This is a genomic window from Azotosporobacter soli (genome assembly GCF_030542965.1).
Taxonomy (GTDB): domain Bacteria; phylum Bacillota; class Negativicutes; order SG130; family SG130; genus Azotosporobacter; species Azotosporobacter soli.
Genome location: NZ_JAUAOA010000021.1, coordinates 1 through 14,548 on the forward strand (window position 1 = coordinate 1; position 14,548 = coordinate 14,548).

12 protein-coding genes and 6 tRNA genes are annotated in these 14,548 nt (G+C 49.7%); 17 read left to right on the plus strand and 1 reads right to left on the minus strand.

Going from position 1 to position 14,548, the window contains the following annotated elements; translation table 11 throughout:
• Positions 1 to 114 precede the first annotated feature (114 nt).
• The 5 genes from tnpA (at position 115) to QTL79_RS14635 (ending at position 1,189) form a co-directional block, all read left to right on the plus strand.
• Positions 115 to 585 carry an IS200/IS605 family transposase gene (gene tnpA / locus QTL79_RS14615; RefSeq protein WP_346353254.1) on the plus strand — a complete coding sequence of 157 codons (471 nt, stop codon included), beginning with the start codon at positions 115 to 117 and terminating at the stop codon, positions 583 to 585.
• 247 nt (positions 586 to 832) lie between these two features.
• A tRNA-His gene (locus QTL79_RS14620) sits at positions 833 to 908 on the plus strand.
• A gap of 24 nt (positions 909 to 932) precedes the next feature.
• Positions 933 to 1,008: transfer RNA gene (locus QTL79_RS14625), tRNA-Gln, on the plus strand.
• A 4-nt stretch (positions 1,009 to 1,012) separates the two neighbouring features.
• Positions 1,013 to 1,088 (plus strand) — tRNA-Lys (locus QTL79_RS14630).
• Between the two features lie 19 nt (positions 1,089 to 1,107).
• A tRNA-Leu gene (locus QTL79_RS14635) sits at positions 1,108 to 1,189 on the plus strand.
• Between the two features lie 404 nt (positions 1,190 to 1,593).
• Here the strand turns inward: QTL79_RS14635 and QTL79_RS14640 are convergent.
• Positions 1,594 to 3,438 (minus strand): APC family permease, encoded by a 1,845-nt coding sequence (locus QTL79_RS14640; RefSeq protein WP_346355710.1) that lies wholly within the window; start codon positions 3,436 to 3,438, stop codon positions 1,594 to 1,596.
• A gap of 267 nt (positions 3,439 to 3,705) precedes the next feature.
• Between QTL79_RS14640 and QTL79_RS14645 the strand changes: the two genes are divergently transcribed.
• The 12 genes from QTL79_RS14645 to QTL79_RS14700 all read left to right on the plus strand — a co-directional run bounded on the left by QTL79_RS14645 (position 3,706) and on the right by QTL79_RS14700 (position 14,500).
• Complete coding sequence (locus QTL79_RS14645) at positions 3,706 to 3,861, plus strand: hypothetical protein (protein WP_346355711.1); 156 nt, start codon at positions 3,706 to 3,708, stop codon at positions 3,859 to 3,861.
• Positions 3,862 to 3,882: 21 nt separating this feature from the next.
• Positions 3,883 to 3,957 (plus strand) — tRNA-Gly (locus tag QTL79_RS14650).
• Between the two features lie 23 nt (positions 3,958 to 3,980).
• Positions 3,981 to 4,055: transfer RNA gene (locus QTL79_RS14655), tRNA-Gly, on the plus strand.
• Positions 4,056 to 4,215: 160 nt separating this feature from the next.
• Positions 4,216 to 5,505: a trigger factor gene (tig, locus tag QTL79_RS14660; RefSeq protein WP_346355712.1), complete on the plus strand. Its 1,290-nt coding sequence runs from the start codon at positions 4,216 to 4,218 to the stop codon at positions 5,503 to 5,505.
• A 29-nt stretch (positions 5,506 to 5,534) separates the two neighbouring features.
• On the plus strand, positions 5,535 to 6,140 hold the full coding sequence (clpP, locus tag QTL79_RS14665; protein ID WP_346355713.1) for an ATP-dependent Clp endopeptidase proteolytic subunit ClpP: 606 nt from the start codon (positions 5,535 to 5,537) through the stop codon (positions 6,138 to 6,140).
• Between the two features lie 16 nt (positions 6,141 to 6,156).
• Complete coding sequence (clpX, locus tag QTL79_RS14670; protein WP_346355714.1) at positions 6,157 to 7,473, plus strand: ATP-dependent Clp protease ATP-binding subunit ClpX; 1,317 nt, start codon at positions 6,157 to 6,159, stop codon at positions 7,471 to 7,473.
• Between the two features lie 119 nt (positions 7,474 to 7,592).
• Complete coding sequence (gene lon / locus QTL79_RS14675; protein ID WP_346355715.1) at positions 7,593 to 9,914, plus strand: endopeptidase La; 2,322 nt, start codon at positions 7,593 to 7,595, stop codon at positions 9,912 to 9,914.
• Positions 9,907 to 10,530: a ribosome biogenesis GTP-binding protein YihA/YsxC gene (gene yihA, locus QTL79_RS14680; RefSeq protein ID WP_346355716.1), complete on the plus strand. Its 624-nt coding sequence runs from the start codon at positions 9,907 to 9,909 to the stop codon at positions 10,528 to 10,530. Before lon ends, yihA begins: the two co-directional genes overlap by 8 nt.
• A 105-nt stretch (positions 10,531 to 10,635) precedes the next feature.
• A complete protein-coding gene (ahbA, locus tag QTL79_RS14685) occupies positions 10,636 to 11,085 on the plus strand; it encodes a siroheme decarboxylase subunit alpha (protein WP_346355717.1) in 450 nt (149 codons plus the stop codon).
• 9 nt (positions 11,086 to 11,094) lie between these two features.
• Positions 11,095 to 11,580, plus strand: coding sequence for a siroheme decarboxylase subunit beta (gene ahbB, locus QTL79_RS14690; RefSeq protein ID WP_346355718.1), 486 nt, complete (start codon positions 11,095 to 11,097; stop codon positions 11,578 to 11,580).
• The gene (locus QTL79_RS14695; RefSeq protein WP_346355719.1) at positions 11,577 to 12,467 is read left to right on the plus strand and encodes a phosphate butyryltransferase; all 891 of its coding nucleotides are present in this window, start codon (positions 11,577 to 11,579) and stop codon (positions 12,465 to 12,467) included. Before ahbB ends, QTL79_RS14695 begins: the two co-directional genes overlap by 4 nt.
• Before the next feature lie 398 nt (positions 12,468 to 12,865).
• Positions 12,866 to 14,500 (plus strand): L-lactate permease, encoded by a 1,635-nt coding sequence (locus tag QTL79_RS14700; RefSeq protein WP_346355720.1) that lies wholly within the window; start codon positions 12,866 to 12,868, stop codon positions 14,498 to 14,500.
• The last annotated feature ends 48 nt before the right edge of the window (positions 14,501 to 14,548 follow it).

Genomic DNA, 14,548 nt, shown 5'->3' on the forward strand with positions numbered 1-14,548 from the left:
CTAGGCGTGTGGTTCCGGAAAGCTTATAGCTATAAGTAGAAAAGAAAAGCCTCCTTTGCTAGAATAAATGCAGGTTTGCCGACCGCATAAACTAACAAAGGAGGAGTATCCAAAATGGATAACAGCAGTTTAGCACACACAAAATGGAAATGCAAATACCATATAGTTTTCGCACCGAAATACAGAAGACAAATCATATATGGGAAAATAAAAAGTGATATCGGAGTTATACTGAGAAAGCTATGCGAACATAAAGGTGTTGAAATTATAGAAGCAAGTGCTTGCCCGGATCACGTTCACATGTTGGTAAGCATACCGCCGAAAATAAGCGTGTCAAGTTTTGTGGGGTATCTAAAAGGAAAGAGTTCATTAATGATATTTGATAGGCATGCGAACTTGAAATATCGATATGGCAATCGACAGTTTTGGTGTAAAGGATACTATGTAGATACAGTAGGTCGAAATAAAAAAGCAATTGAAGAGTATATCAAAAATCAGTTAAAAGACGATGTGATCGCCGAGCAACTTACTTTGAAAGAGCTAGTTGACCCGTTCACGGGTGAGCCAGCAAAAAAGTCGAAATAAGACCCCTTTAGGGGTAGACTGAAAAGGCTATGCGGTTGGCGGACTATTCAGCGAGTCTTGAGACTCAGCCAGTATTATGCCCTTATAGGGCTAAAGCAAACCACCCGTTAGACGGGTGGTCCTGATTAGACGCTTTACGGCGCTGTTTTTGTGAAAAAGTTTTAAAAAAATACAGTTAAGGGTTTGACATAATGAATAGGATGTGCTAAAATAAATTTCGTCGCTGGTGAACAGCGTCGAACAAATGGTGGCTGTGGTGAAGTGGTTAACACGGCGGATTGTGGCTCCGTTATTCGAGGGTTCGAACCCCTTCAGTCACCCCATTCTTTTTTAAAAAACAAACTTGTAGGGGCGTCGCCAAGTCGGTAAGGCACGGGACTTTGACTCCCGCATGCGTTGGTTCGAGTCCAGCCGCCCCTGCCAATGTGACCTACTAGCTCAGTTGGTAGAGCACCTGACTTTTAATCAGGGTGTCGATGGTTCGAGTCCATCGTGGGTCACCACTTTTTGAAACAATGTTGTGCGGGCGTGGCGGAATGGCAGACGCACCAGATTTAGGATCTGGCGGGAGACCGTGGAGGTTCAAGTCCTCTCGCCCGCACCATATACTTGCAAATTAGACCTTTGGAGAGTAATAGCTCCAAAGGTCTTTTCTTTTCGCGCCTGCTGAAAAAGCGTCATCTGCGTCGTTACTCCTGCGGTTCCTGGCTTGCGTACTTTACCCTCGTCGTGCCTAGCGGCTGACACTTTTTGAGCAGGCGCTCAGGTTTTCGGTATGAGGTGCTGAAAGAGCGATCTGTGCCTAATTGCCGGTTTTTTGAGCAGGAATTATGATGCAATTCCACCGGACGGTGCTGTCTTGACGTGCAAATGCGTTATGATGCTTGTAACGAGCGATTTGCGGCATGAAAGGACGACGGAGAAATAAAACTGTGTTACCATAACATTGAAGCTTTAAAACGGAAAATGGCGAGCAAAAAGGCCTGAACAATTTGTTCAGGCCTTTTCTTATTTGGTCAGATGGTAGGGAATCGTAGTGACGATGACGTTTTCACGTAAAATCAGCAACGTTCTAAGGATCCAACCGGTTTGATTGTGCAGCAGACGGTGCCAGAGTTTTTTTGTTTCAAATTCGGGAATCAAAACCGTGATATAATCCTCAGGATTTTTTTGCGCCTCCAATTGGCTGATATAATCCAGGAGCGGCTGAACGACGAGCCGGTATGGAGAATATACGGTAACCAATTCAACGCCGGGATCCCAGGCCTGCCATTTTTCCGCTACACGGTGGCCGACTTCTTCATCGGTTGCAATATGCAGCGCGACAATGTCCTGACTGATGACCTTTGCGTAACGCAGTGTTTGCGCTACGACGCCTGTCGGAGTAGAGATCGGTACAATAACCAGGTTGCGTCCGATGATGCTGTCGGCATTTTCCTGCAAACGCAATTCATCCATCGGCAGATGGAGTTGTTCTGACATATCGCGGTAATGCTTGCGGATTTTGAGGAAAATGATCATCATTGCCGGAATGAAGACCATTACCATCCAGGCGCCGTAAAAGAACTTAGATACGGCGATGACTAAAACGACCAATCCGGTTACCAGCATACCGGCGGCATTGATGCAGGCACGGGTTTGCCAATGCTCGCCTTTTTCGCGCCGCCAATGGATGATCATGCCCCATTGCGCAATCGTGAAAGAGAGGAATACGCCGATCGCGTACAAGGAAATCAAATCATCGGTGTTACCCTGGTAAATGACGATAAGAGCGCCGGCTACCAGGCTTAAAAGGACAATGCCGTTGGAAAAACTGAGGCGTTCGCCTCGCGTTCCAAGATAGCGCGGCATATAGCCGTCCTTAGCCAGAATCGACAAGAGGGGCGGCAATCCGTTGAATGAGGTGTTGGCAGCCAAATAAAGGACTACCATCGTGGTGATCTGAATATAATAGTAGAGCCAGCCGCGCCCGAAGGTGTTTTCCGCCAATTGCGATAAGGCGGTGATGCCCTCAAGCGGCATCACATGAAAATGCATCATCATAAATCCGATGCCGGCAAACATAAAGGCCAGAATGCCGGACATCCAGTAGGTCGTCGCGGCGGCGTTCTTTACTTCCGGTTTGCGAAACATCGGAACGCCGTTCGAGATTGCTTCTACCCCGGTCATAGAGCTACAGCCGTTGGCAAATGCCCGCAGCAGAACGAAGAGCATTGACCAGTGCCATTCGCGCTGCAGCGACTCAGGCGGAATGACCGGCGCAGTTTGCGTAAACGCCTGAAAGAGGCCGCAAATGATTAAAGCGACGATGCCGAAAATAAACGCGTAGGTCGGATAAACGAAGGCGGTTGCCGATTCGCGTACGCCGCGCAGGTTAATCAACATCAGCAGGCCGAACAGTACGGCTAAGTCGATAACGACTTCATACTGCAGCAGTTCGGGAAAAGCTGAGATGATGGCGACGGTACCGGCGGATACGCTTACTGCGACAGTGAGCGTATAGTCGGCGAACAAGGCGGCGGCGGCGACAAGCGCCGGTTTTTCGCCCAGATTCTTGATCGCGACGGCATAGGAGCCTCCACCTCCGGGGTTAGCATTGGCAACCTGAACGTAAGAAATCGTGACGATAGCCAATAAGATAAGGATGGCTATCGAAACAGGCGCCAGAAAACCGTAAGCGATAAGACCGGGCAGTGCCAAAACCAGCATGATCTGTTCTGGACCATACGCGACGGAGGAAAGGGCGTCCGAAGAAAAAATAGCTAATGCCTTCCACTTGGGAAGTTTTTCGTGAGCCATTTCCTGGTTGTGAAGCGGTCTGCCAATCAGCAGGCGACGCAGGATTCGCATCATAGGTTGAGCTCAACCTCCAATCTGTACGTTTATAATGTTTTTATAAAATTGCGGATAGAATCCATTATAGCCTGTGCGACGGTTAAAATGAAAGGGGTGATTATGCGGGAAAAAGCGGATTAAAGGCAGGCCGCAGAGAGAAAAGTGCTAAATATTATGTTTCCCCATAGGCGCATGCCTGTTTGCGAGCTTTAGCGACGTTTTTGACATGAGCTTAAATATTAAGCTTCATTATAATAGGAAAAAAGAGACGGAGAAAGTGACGGGATGGCAATGCTTTTTTACAGCGAAGTAAGAGGGCGGCGTTTTGTCGCTAAGGATAATTTAGACGAAGAAAAGGATGGCCTTGTAAAACTAAGAAAAAAACAAAGAAATGGTGTTGACAATAATGGCGAAAATCGGTATAATCAATTTTGTCGTTAAACGATAGCGAGTTGAAATGATGCGGAAATAGCTCAGCGGTAGAGCATCGCCTTGCCAAGGCGAGGGTCGGGAGTTCGAATCTCCTTTTCCGCTCCAAACAATTCATGCGGCAAATCCTTGCGGAAATAGCTCAGCGGTAGAGCATCGCCTTGCCAAGGCGAGGGTCGGGAGTTCGAATCTCCTTTTCCGCTCCAGAAGACATCCAAGGCTCGGCGTTATGCCGGGCCTTTTTTTCGTTCGCCTTGTACTTGGCAATGGGTTATGTTATGATATATATCATGGCGTGAGGAATGTCGCGCTAAAACAGCATTTTGCGTATAAAATTTTAAACACAATACAGGAGGCAACGGTATAATGAAAGCAACGATGGAGAAGATAGACAACCATACAGTGGTGTTCGAGGTCGAAGTTCCGGCGGCGGAACTGACGAAAGGCATGGAGCGCGCTTATCAGAGTCTGGCGAGCAAAGTCAATATTCCCGGGTTTCGTAAAGGAAAGGTTCCGCGCAATGTTTTAGAAAAGCGTATCGGAAAAGAAGCTATTTTAGATGAAGCATTTGAATTGGTAGCAACGCCGGCGTACAACAAGGCGCTGGATGAGCATAAGGTAGAACCGGTTAGCCGTCCTTCGATCGAAGTCGTTACGCTGGAAGCTGACAAAGACGTCGTTTTCAAAGCGAAAGTGACCGTAAAACCGGAAGTTCAATTGGGACAATATAAAGGTCTGACTGTGAGCAAAACCGTGGAAGCGGTAGATGAAGCGGAAATCACCAAGCAAATCGATGCCTTGCGTGAACGCCAATCGAAACTGGTAGTTGTAGAAGGCGCGACGTTAGCTGACGGCGATTTTGCCATCATCGACTTTGAAGGCTTTGTAGACGGCGTGGCATTCCCGGGCGGCGAAGGCAAAGGCTATCCGCTGCAAATCGGATCGAACACCTTCATTCCGGGCTTTGAAGAGCAGTTGATCGGATCGAAAGCCGGCGAAGCCAAAGAAGTGAAAGTAACGTTCCCGGCGGAATACCATTCCGAAGAGTTAGCCGGAAAAGAAGCAATGTTCAAGGTGACGGTTCAAGACGTGAAACGTAAAGAACTGCCGGTGCTTGACGACGAGTTCGTGAAAGAAGCCAGCGAGTTCAATACCGTTGAAGAAATGAAAGAGGATCTGCGCAGCAAGATGGAAGCGGCTGCCGTAGAAAAAGCCGACAAAGATTTCAAGAATGAAGCCATCAAGCAAGCGGTCGACAATGCGACGACCGATATTCCTGCTGTAATGGTAGATGCCCGCGTTGACAGCATGATGGAAGATCTGAAATCCAACCTCGAAAGCCGCGGCATGAAACTGGAACACTATTTACAATTCATGAGCAGTTCCTTGGAAGATTTAAAAGGAAAATACCGGGAATCTGCCGAAGTTAATGTTAAAACCGACCTGACGCTCGATGCGATTGCGAAAGCGGAAGCATTGGAAGCCGGTGAAGCTGACATTAAAGAAGAGCTGGAGGAAATCTCCAAACATTATGGCGCTTCAGTGGAGCAGGTGCAAAAAGTTTTCCTGGCGCAGGGCCGCATGGGTATGCTGCTTGAATCGATTCTGCGCCGCAAAGCTGCAAACCTCATCATTGAAAGCGTAGCCCAAGCCTAAAATTTACTTCTCGGACAGGGGTGATACGTATGAGCTTTGTGCCAATCGTAGTAGAACAATCCAATCGTGGAGAACGATCCTATGATATTTATTCCCGTCTTTTAAAAGACCGGATTGTCTTTATCGGCGGCCCGATCGATGACCATGTGGCCAACTTGATTATTGCACAGTTGCTGTTTTTAGAAGCGGAGGATCCGGAAAAGGATATCCATCTCTATATCAACAGCCCGGGCGGTGTAGTGACGGCAGGTCTTGCCATTTATGACACGATGCAGTACATCAAGCCGGATGTCTCGACGATCTGCATGGGCTCGGCCGCCAGCATGGGCGCGTTTCTTTTGAGCGCCGGCGCGAAAGGCAAACGCTTCGCGTTGCCGAACTCTCGGATCATGATTCATCAGCCACTTGGCGGCGCTCGGGGACAGGCTTCGGACATTGAAATACAAGCGCGCGAAATTCTCCGCTTGCGGGAACTGCTTAATGAAGCGCTGGTTAAACATACCGGACAGTCGATGGAAAAGATTCAACAAGATACGGAACGCGACTTTTTCATGTCGGCCGAACAGGCTAAGGAATACGGCCTGATCGACGCAGTGGTGGTACGCGGGGAAAAACGTCAGGAAAGTCCCAAATAGCGAGGTGAAATAGATTATGTTGAAATTTGGGGATGACAAAGGCCAGTTGAAATGTTCTTTTTGCGGTAAAATGCAGGAACAGGTTAAGAAATTGGTGGCCGGACCCGGAGTTTATATCTGCGATGAATGCATCGAGTTATGCAACGAGATCATTGCAGAGGAACTGAGTGGCGAAGAAGTCGAACTCGAGCTTCGCGACATTCCGAAACCGCAAGAAATTCGCGGCATTCTCGACCAGTATGTCATTGGTCAGGATGAAGCGAAAAAAAGTCTGGCGGTCGCAGTGTATAACCACTACAAACGGATCAATTTGAACAGTCATGTGGCTCACCCTGCGCCAGGCCATCGCCAAGGTACAGGCACGCATCATCATGAGGAAGTAGAATTGCAAAAATCCAACATCATCATGCTCGGCCCGACGGGCAGCGGCAAGACGTTGTTGGCGCAGACACTGGCTAAAATCCTCAATGTTCCGTTTGCGATTGCAGACGCGACTTCATTGACCGAGGCCGGTTATGTGGGCGAAGATGTGGAAAACATCTTGCTGAAGCTGATTCAGGCGGCTGATTATGATGTGGAAAAAGCCGAAAAAGGGATTGTCTATATCGATGAGATCGATAAGATCGCCCGTAAATCGGAAAATCCGTCGATTACCAGAGACGTATCCGGCGAGGGTGTGCAGCAGGCTTTGCTGAAAATCCTCGAAGGCACGGTTGCCAGCGTACCGCCGCAAGGCGGGCGCAAACATCCGCATCAGGAATTCATTCAGATCGACACCACGAACATCCTCTTTATTTGCGGCGGTGCTTTTGACGGCATCGATAAGATCATCAACTCCCGAACTGGTCAAAAAGGCCTTGGCTTCGGCGCTGAGATCCGCAGCAAAGAAAAGAAAATGATGGGCGAGCTGCTGAAGAAAATTCTGCCGGAGGATCTGCTGAAATTTGGCTTGATTCCGGAATTTGTCGGACGTTTACCGGTCATTGTGACGCTCGATGCACTCGATGAGACTGCATTGGTGCGCATTTTAAAAGAGCCGAAAAACGCTTTGGTAAAGCAATACCAAAAATTCCTCGAGATGGACAATGTCCAATTGGAATTCAAAGAAGATTCGCTGCAGGCTATTGCGCAGGAAGCGATGAAACGAAATACCGGCGCACGCGGATTGCGTTCCATTATTGAAGCGATCATGCGCAACGTGATGTATGATGTCCCCTCGCGCGGCGATGTCGTCAGCTGCACGGTGACCAAAGAAGTGATCCTGAATAAGGAAGAGCCTTTGCTTGTTACCAGTGAGGTTGCTAAAGCGAAGAAGAAAGAAGAATCGGCATAAGATAAAAAAACAAGAGAGTTTACTCTCTTGTTTTTTTGAAGGTGTTTATCGTTTTACTACGAATTATTATAAAGCAAGGATGATTCTTGCAAACGTTGCAAGTGTAAGGAGGGGTGGATATGGAAAGCAAGAAACGTACAATACCGCTATTGCCGCTACGCGGAATTTTGGTGTTTCCATATATGATTATCCATTTGGATGTGGGGCGCGAAAAATCGATTAGCGCGCTGGAAGAAGCGATGGTCGACGACAGAATGATCATGCTGGCGGCGCAAAAGGATGCGCAAAATGACAACCCGGAGCCGGATGATATTTTTACTGTCGGTACGGTTGCTGAAATAAAACAACTGCTCAAACTGCCGGGCGGTACGATTCGCGTTTTGGTTGAGGGACTGCACCGCGCTGAAATTGTTGGTTATAGCGACATGGAACCTTATTATCAGGTTGAAATCCGCGAATTTGAAGAACCGCAGGGCAAGACCGCGGAAGTCGAAGCGCTGACGCGTACGGCGGTGAACCAATTTGAGCAGTGGGTCAAGCTAAGCAAAAAAATTCCGCCGGAAACCTTGGTTTCTGTTGTCGTGGTCGAAGAACCGGGCCGCCTGACCGATTTGATCGCCAGTCATCTCTCGTTAAAAGTCGAAGACAAGCAGGCTTTGTTGGACGCCATCGACGTGCAGGAACGCTTGGAAAAGCTGTGTGAAATACTGGGCCGGGAAATGGAAATTCTCGAACTGGAAAAAAAGATCAATGTTCGAGTACGCAAGCAGATGGAAAAAACGCAAAAAGAATACTATCTGCGCGAACAGCTGAAGGCGATTCAAAAAGAATTGGGCGACAAAGATGACCGTACGGCGGAAGTCGATGAATATCGCGAACGCATGAAGGAACAGGAGTTTCCCAAAGACGTACTGGAAAAAATTCAAAAAGAAATCGAACGCTTGGAAAAAATGCCGCCCATGGTTGCGGAAAGCGCCGTTATCCGTACCTATCTGGACTGGCTCTTGGCGTTGCCGTGGTCGAAGGAAAGCGAAGATCGTCTCGACATTGACGTGGCCGAAGGTACGCTCGAAGAAGATCATTATGGGCTGGAAAAAGTCAAGGAACGGATCTTGGAGTATCTTTCGATCCGCAAACTGACGGCGCAAATGAAAGGACCGATACTTTGCCTGGTTGGACCGCCCGGTGTCGGCAAGACGTCGTTGGCGCGTTCGGTGGCGCGGGCGATGGAACGTAAATTTGTCCGGGTCTCGCTTGGCGGCGTACGGGATGAAGCGGAGATCCGCGGGCATCGCCGTACTTACGTCGGCGCATTGCCGGGACGGATTGTACAGGGCATGCGTACGGCGGGTTCGAAAAATCCGGTCTTTTTATTGGATGAGATCGATAAGATGAGCGCGGATTTCCGTGGCGATCCCTCCTCGGCATTGCTGGAGGTCTTAGACCCGGAGCAAAACAATACCTTTAGTGACCATTATGTGGAATTGCCGTTCGACTTGTCGCGCGTGCTTTGGATCGTTACGGCCAATGTCATGCATAACATTCCCCGGCCGCTCCTCGATCGCATGGAAATCATCAATATTCCCGGCTATACGGAAGAAGAAAAAGTGCAAATCGCCAAGCGTTACCTGGTCGACAAACAAATCAAAGACCATGGTTTGACGAATAAACAGATCGTATTTTCCGAAGGAACGCTGCAAAAAGTGATTCGTGAGTATACGCGCGAGGCTGGCGTACGCGGTTTGGAACGCAATATTGCAGCGATCTGCCGCAAGGTGGCGCGGCAAATCGTACAGAACAAGAAGAAAAGCGTAAGAGTGACGGCGCAAAATTTGCATACGTTCCTGGGGACGCAAAAATACCGTAATCGCCAAGCGGAACTCGAAGACCAGGTCGGCGTCAGCACAGGACTGGCTTGGACGGAGGTCGGCGGAGATGTTTTGGCGACGGAAGTGACCGTGATGAAAGGCAAAGGAACGCTGCTCTTAACCGGACAGTTGGGCGAGGTCATGCGCGAGTCGGCTCAGGCCGGATTCAGTTATATTCGCTCGCGCGCTGCAGAACTGGGGATTGAAGCCGATTTTCAGGAGAAAACGGATATTCACATTCATTTGCCGGAAGGGGCGATTCCGAAAGATGGTCCTTCGGCCGGCATCACGATGGCAACCGCGGTCGTTTCCGCGCTTACCGGCCGTGCCGTGCGCAGCGATTTGGCGATGACCGGAGAAATCACTTTGCGGGGGCGTGTATTGCCAGTTGGCGGCATTAAAGAAAAGATGCTGGCCGCGCATCGCATCGGCATCAAGACGATACTGATGCCGAAAGAAAATAAGCGGGATCTCGAGGAATTGCCGGCAAACGTGAAAAAAGCGATTGAATTTATCCTGGTGGAACACATGGATGAAGTGCTGGAAAGCGCGTTGGTGAAGCCGAATGAGTGAGACGGCGGCAAATATCATCAAGGCCAGCTATGAAGCATCGGCGGTTCGGATGGATCAGTATCCACAAGACGGTTTAACGGAAGTGGCTTTTATCGGCCGCTCCAACGTAGGGAAATCCTCGCTGATTAACTCGCTGTGCCGCCATCATGGTTTGGCGCGCATCAGCGGGCAGCCGGGCAAGACGCAAACGATCAATTTTTATCGTTTGACCGCCAAGCTGTCGGAAGAAGCGCGCCAGGAGTTCTTCCTGGTCGATTTGCCAGGCTATGGCTATGCGAAGACCGGCGTCGCCAATCGTCGCTCCTGGAGCAAGTTTATCGAGGAATACTTGAAGAAAGCGCCGCATTTGAAGTTGATCTGCCAGCTGATCGATATTCGCCATACGCCGCAGGCAGGCGATTTGGCGATGCTGGAATGGCTGCGTCAAAACAAACTGCCGGTACAGCTGATCCTGACGAAAACGGATAAATTGTCGAAGACTGCGATTCAGAAGCAATTGGCGGTCTTGGCGCGAGGCTTTGGCGTCAAGAGCAGTGATTTTATCCCCTATTCTGCGGTTAAGGGAACGGGTCGAGCAGAGTTGCTTGACGTGATATGCCCGCTTTTGTTACAATGACATTGTGATTTTGAAAAGGAGGACAGCGAATCTGTTCTCCTTTTTCTAGTGGTTTTCGCGCTAAAGAGCGAAAGAATAAAGAATTTTGAACGTTGGAGAGATGGCATGCTGACTGATTTTGATAAACGATTGTTAAATCGCATCCAAACGCATTTGCCGCTGGCGACTCGGCCTTTTGCCGTGTTGGCCGAAGAGTTGGGATCGGATGAAGCGACCGTGCTGGAGAGAATACAGGCGTTGAAAGACGGCGGCTTTATCCGTCGGATCGGGCCGTTCTTTGATTCGGCTAAGATGGGCTATGCGGGAACCTTGGTCGCGCTAAAAGTCTTGCCGGAAGCGATGGCTGACGTAGCGACGCATATCAACGGCTATCCGGGCGTCACGCATAATTATGAGCGCGAAGGCGAATTTAATCTCTGGTTTACCTTGATGGCGCCGAATCAGGCGGCGCTGGAGAAAATACTGGCAACGGTGGCGGCTTTGCCGGGCGTCTCACGTTTGATCAGTCTGCCGGCAACGGAAAAATTCAAAGTGAGCGTTCAATTTACGCTATGAGGTGGTAAGATGCTGGATCAGTTGGATAAAAAAATCATTGCAGCGATGCAGGATGATTTTCCGCTTGTACCTGAACCCTATCAGCAAATTGCGGCTGGTTTGGGAATCAGTCAGGACGAACTTTTGCGTCGTTTGGCTTCTTATGTGGAAAGCGGAAAAATAAGAAAGATGGGTGCGGTACTGCGACATCGCGAGGTCGGCTATGCGGCAAACGCATTGTGCGCCTGGATTGTGCCGGAAGAAGAAATAGGCAGGATCGGCAAGCTTTTTGCGGCGGAAGCGGCCGTGACGCACTGCTACTCGAGAATTGCGCCGCCGGATTGGCCGTATAATTTTTACACGATGGTTCATGCTCATGACCGTGAAGAGTGCAACAAAATTGCCGCCCGCCTTTCAACATTGTCGGGTTTGCAGCAATACATCATGCTGTACAGTACGCGGGAATGGAAAAAAAATAGCATGCAGTATTTCAGGGAGGGTGAAGAAACCATATGAAAAGTTTTTCCGAAGTCCTGGAAGCAGTGAAAGGCCGCCCGGCTAAAAAAGTCGTTGTTGCGGCAGCGCATGACGAACCGGTTTTGGAGGCGGTGAAGGATGCCAGAGTGCAGGGAATTGCCGAATTCATCCTGATCGGCGATTGCGCGAAGATCAAGCAGCTTGCCGCACAGTTGGAGATGAGCCTCGAGGGCTGCGAACTTATTGAAGAAGCGAATGACCGCAAGGCTGCCTATCTGGCGGTCAGCATGGTATCGAGCGGCAAGGGCGATGTTTTGATGAAAGGGCTTTTGAGCACGGCGGATCTGCTGAAAGCGGTCCTCGACAAAGAAGTCGGTCTGCGTACCGGTCGCGTGCTCAGCCATGCGTATGTCTTTGAACTGCCGGGCATGCAGCGCCTCTTGTTGGTGACCGATGCGGCGGTTAATATTGCGCCGCAATTGAAGGAAAAAGCGGATATCATTCAAAATAGCGTTGGTTTGGCGCATGCGCTTGGCATTAAGCCTGCCAAAGTGGCGGCATTAGCTGCCGTCGAAGTGGTGAACCCGAACATGCCGGCGACGCTTGACGCCGCGGCTTTAGCAAAAATGGGAGATCGCGGCCAAATCAAAGGCGCGATCATTGACGGCCCGTTGGCGTTTGACAACGCGGTCAATTTGGAAGCGGCCCGGCATAAAGGCATCGAAAGCCCGGTAGCCGGCGTTGCCGACATTATCATGGTGCCGGATATCGAAGCCGGCAATATGATGGCCAAGGCGCTGACGCATTATGGCGGCGGTCGAATCGCTGGTCTCGTGCTGGGTGCGGCAAAACCGATCGTCTTGACTTCGCGCGCCGATACGCATGACACGAAGCTGATGTCGATTGCGTTCAGCACGCTGATGTAGGCGGCGTCTCGAACGTAAACTGAGACGTGACAGGCCTTGTTTTCGTTGTTCCCCAGCCAATTTTTAGCTCGTAGCAAAAGACAAATCTCTCGTTTGCCTAACGGTAAATGAGAGATTTGTCTTTTTACTCTGAAAATTTGTATTGCGCGGAAGAATCCAAATATGGTATTATATTGCCAAGACGAGATTCTACAATAACCGACAAAGAGTGTCAAAAAAATGTAGAAGAAAAAGTCGAAAAAAGAAGAAAAAGAATGGGAATCGACAAATGAACAACGCGTTTGGCGACGCCTAAAGTGTTGAAAGGAGGACGAGAAACAGTAGGCGGAAGTGAATAGCTAAAATCATGCACACGAAATACGAAAGAGAAAAAAGAGTAGATGGAAGGGGTGCATTCAATGACCTGGACTCAGATTTATGATCCCATGGGCAACATGGCATTGTCGTCCTTTATGGCTGCGATTCCAATCATTGTAGTATTTTATTTGTTGGCGGTTCGGCGGACGCCCGGACAAATCGCAGGTGTAATCGCGTTAACTTCAGCAATTTTGGTTTCGATTTTTGTTTACAAAATGCCTGTGAATCTCGCTTTGACGGCGTCGGGCATGGGCGCCTTGTACGGAATATTCCCGATCTTCTGGATCGTAGTTACTGCAATCTTCATCTATAATATGACGGTGGAGACGGGACAATTTGACGTCATCAAGGATTCTATCGCGACGATAACAGACGATCGTCGATTACAAGCATTGTTGATTGCTTTCGCATTTGGCGCGTTTTTAGAAGGCGCTGCAGGATTTGGCGCCCCGGTTGCCATTTCCGCCGGTATGCTGGTGGGCCTCGGCTTCAATCCGCTTTATGCAGCAGGTTTGTGCCTGATCGCCAATACTGCGCCGGTAGCGTTTGGCGGCATCGGTATTCCTATCATCGTAGCAGGACAGGTTACCGGTCTTGATACGATGAAGATCAGCGCCATGGTCGGCCGTCAATTGCCGTTCCTGTCGGTGATCATTCCGATCTGGCTGATCGTACTGATGTCCGGTTGGAAATCCACGATCGAAGTACTGCCGGCTTGCCTGGTAGCTGGGGTTTCGTTCGCTACCCTGCAGTGGTTTTCCTCTAACTTCTTAGGCCCAGAACTTCCCGACATTCTCTCCTCCTTGGCGGCGATCATTTCGCTGGCGATTTTCCTGAAAGTCTGGAAACCGAAAAACATTTGGCGTTTCCCTGGTGAGACAAGTGCGGCGGAAGTCAAGAAAGCGGTTAAAAGTGAATTGACTTTCGGTTCGGTTCTTAAAGCCTGGTCCCCGTTCATCATACTGACGGTTATGGTTATCCTCTGGGGTCTCAAACCGGTTCAAGCGGTTTTGGACAGCGTGACCTACAAATGGCTTGTACCTGGCCTTGATAAAATGGTCATCCAAGTGGCGCCGATCGTTAAGGTGCCGACCGGCATGGCAGCTCTTTACAAAGTGAACTGGCTGAGCGCCGCAGGCACTTCGCTGTTCATCGGCAGCATTTTCTCGGCCATGATCCTGGGTGTTGGTCCCAGCCGTTTCATCGCCATCTTCAGCAAAACCTTTTCCCAGTTGAAAAAACCGTTGATCACGATCCCGAGCGTATTGGGTCTGGCGTATATCATGAACTTCTCCGGCATGAGCTCCACGTTGGGCTTGTTCCTCGCTCACACCGGAAACTTCTTCCCGTTCTTCTCGCCATTCCTTGGCTGGCTGGGCGTGTTCCTGACCGGCTCCGATACCTCAGCCAACGCACTGTTCGGCAATCTGCAGTCGGTTACGGCGCAGCAGGTCGGTATGGATCCAATCCTGTCAGTGGCTGCCAACTCTTCCGGCGGCGTAACCGGCAAGATGATTTCACCGCAAAGTATTGCCGTCGCTACGGCTGCTACCGGCTTGGTCGGTAAGGAAGGCGATCTCTTCAACTTTACGGTAATCCATTCCTTAATTTTGGTGGTTATCGTCGGGGTCATGACCTATGTTCAATCCTACTATTTGACCTGGATGATACCCTAAGACGATGCATTGACGGGCGGCTGCGGCCGCCCGTTTTTTCTTTCGATT

Excerpts from the sequence above, each read along its gene's own strand:
- ahbB (WP_346355718.1), top strand. The coding sequence starts at position 11,095 with ATGCTGGATCAGTTGGATAAAAAAATCATTGCAGCGATGCAGGATGAT.
- QTL79_RS14640 (WP_346355710.1), bottom strand. The coding sequence starts at position 3,438 with ATGATGCGAATCCTGCGTCGCCTGCTGATTGGCAGACCGCTTCACAAC.
- clpX (WP_346355714.1), top strand. The coding sequence starts at position 6,157 with ATGTTGAAATTTGGGGATGACAAAGGCCAGTTGAAATGTTCTTTTTGC.
- tnpA (WP_346353254.1), top strand. The coding sequence starts at position 115 with ATGGATAACAGCAGTTTAGCACACACAAAATGGAAATGCAAATACCAT.
- QTL79_RS14700 (WP_346355720.1), top strand. The coding sequence starts at position 12,866 with ATGACCTGGACTCAGATTTATGATCCCATGGGCAACATGGCATTGTCG.
- tig (WP_346355712.1), top strand. The coding sequence starts at position 4,216 with ATGAAAGCAACGATGGAGAAGATAGACAACCATACAGTGGTGTTCGAG.
- yihA (WP_346355716.1), top strand. The coding sequence starts at position 9,907 with ATGAGTGAGACGGCGGCAAATATCATCAAGGCCAGCTATGAAGCATCG.
- lon (WP_346355715.1), top strand. The coding sequence starts at position 7,593 with ATGGAAAGCAAGAAACGTACAATACCGCTATTGCCGCTACGCGGAATT.
- clpP (WP_346355713.1), top strand. The coding sequence starts at position 5,535 with ATGAGCTTTGTGCCAATCGTAGTAGAACAATCCAATCGTGGAGAACGA.
- ahbA (WP_346355717.1), top strand. The coding sequence starts at position 10,636 with ATGCTGACTGATTTTGATAAACGATTGTTAAATCGCATCCAAACGCAT.
- QTL79_RS14645 (WP_346355711.1), top strand. The coding sequence starts at position 3,706 with ATGGCAATGCTTTTTTACAGCGAAGTAAGAGGGCGGCGTTTTGTCGCT.
- QTL79_RS14695 (WP_346355719.1), top strand. The coding sequence starts at position 11,577 with ATGAAAAGTTTTTCCGAAGTCCTGGAAGCAGTGAAAGGCCGCCCGGCT.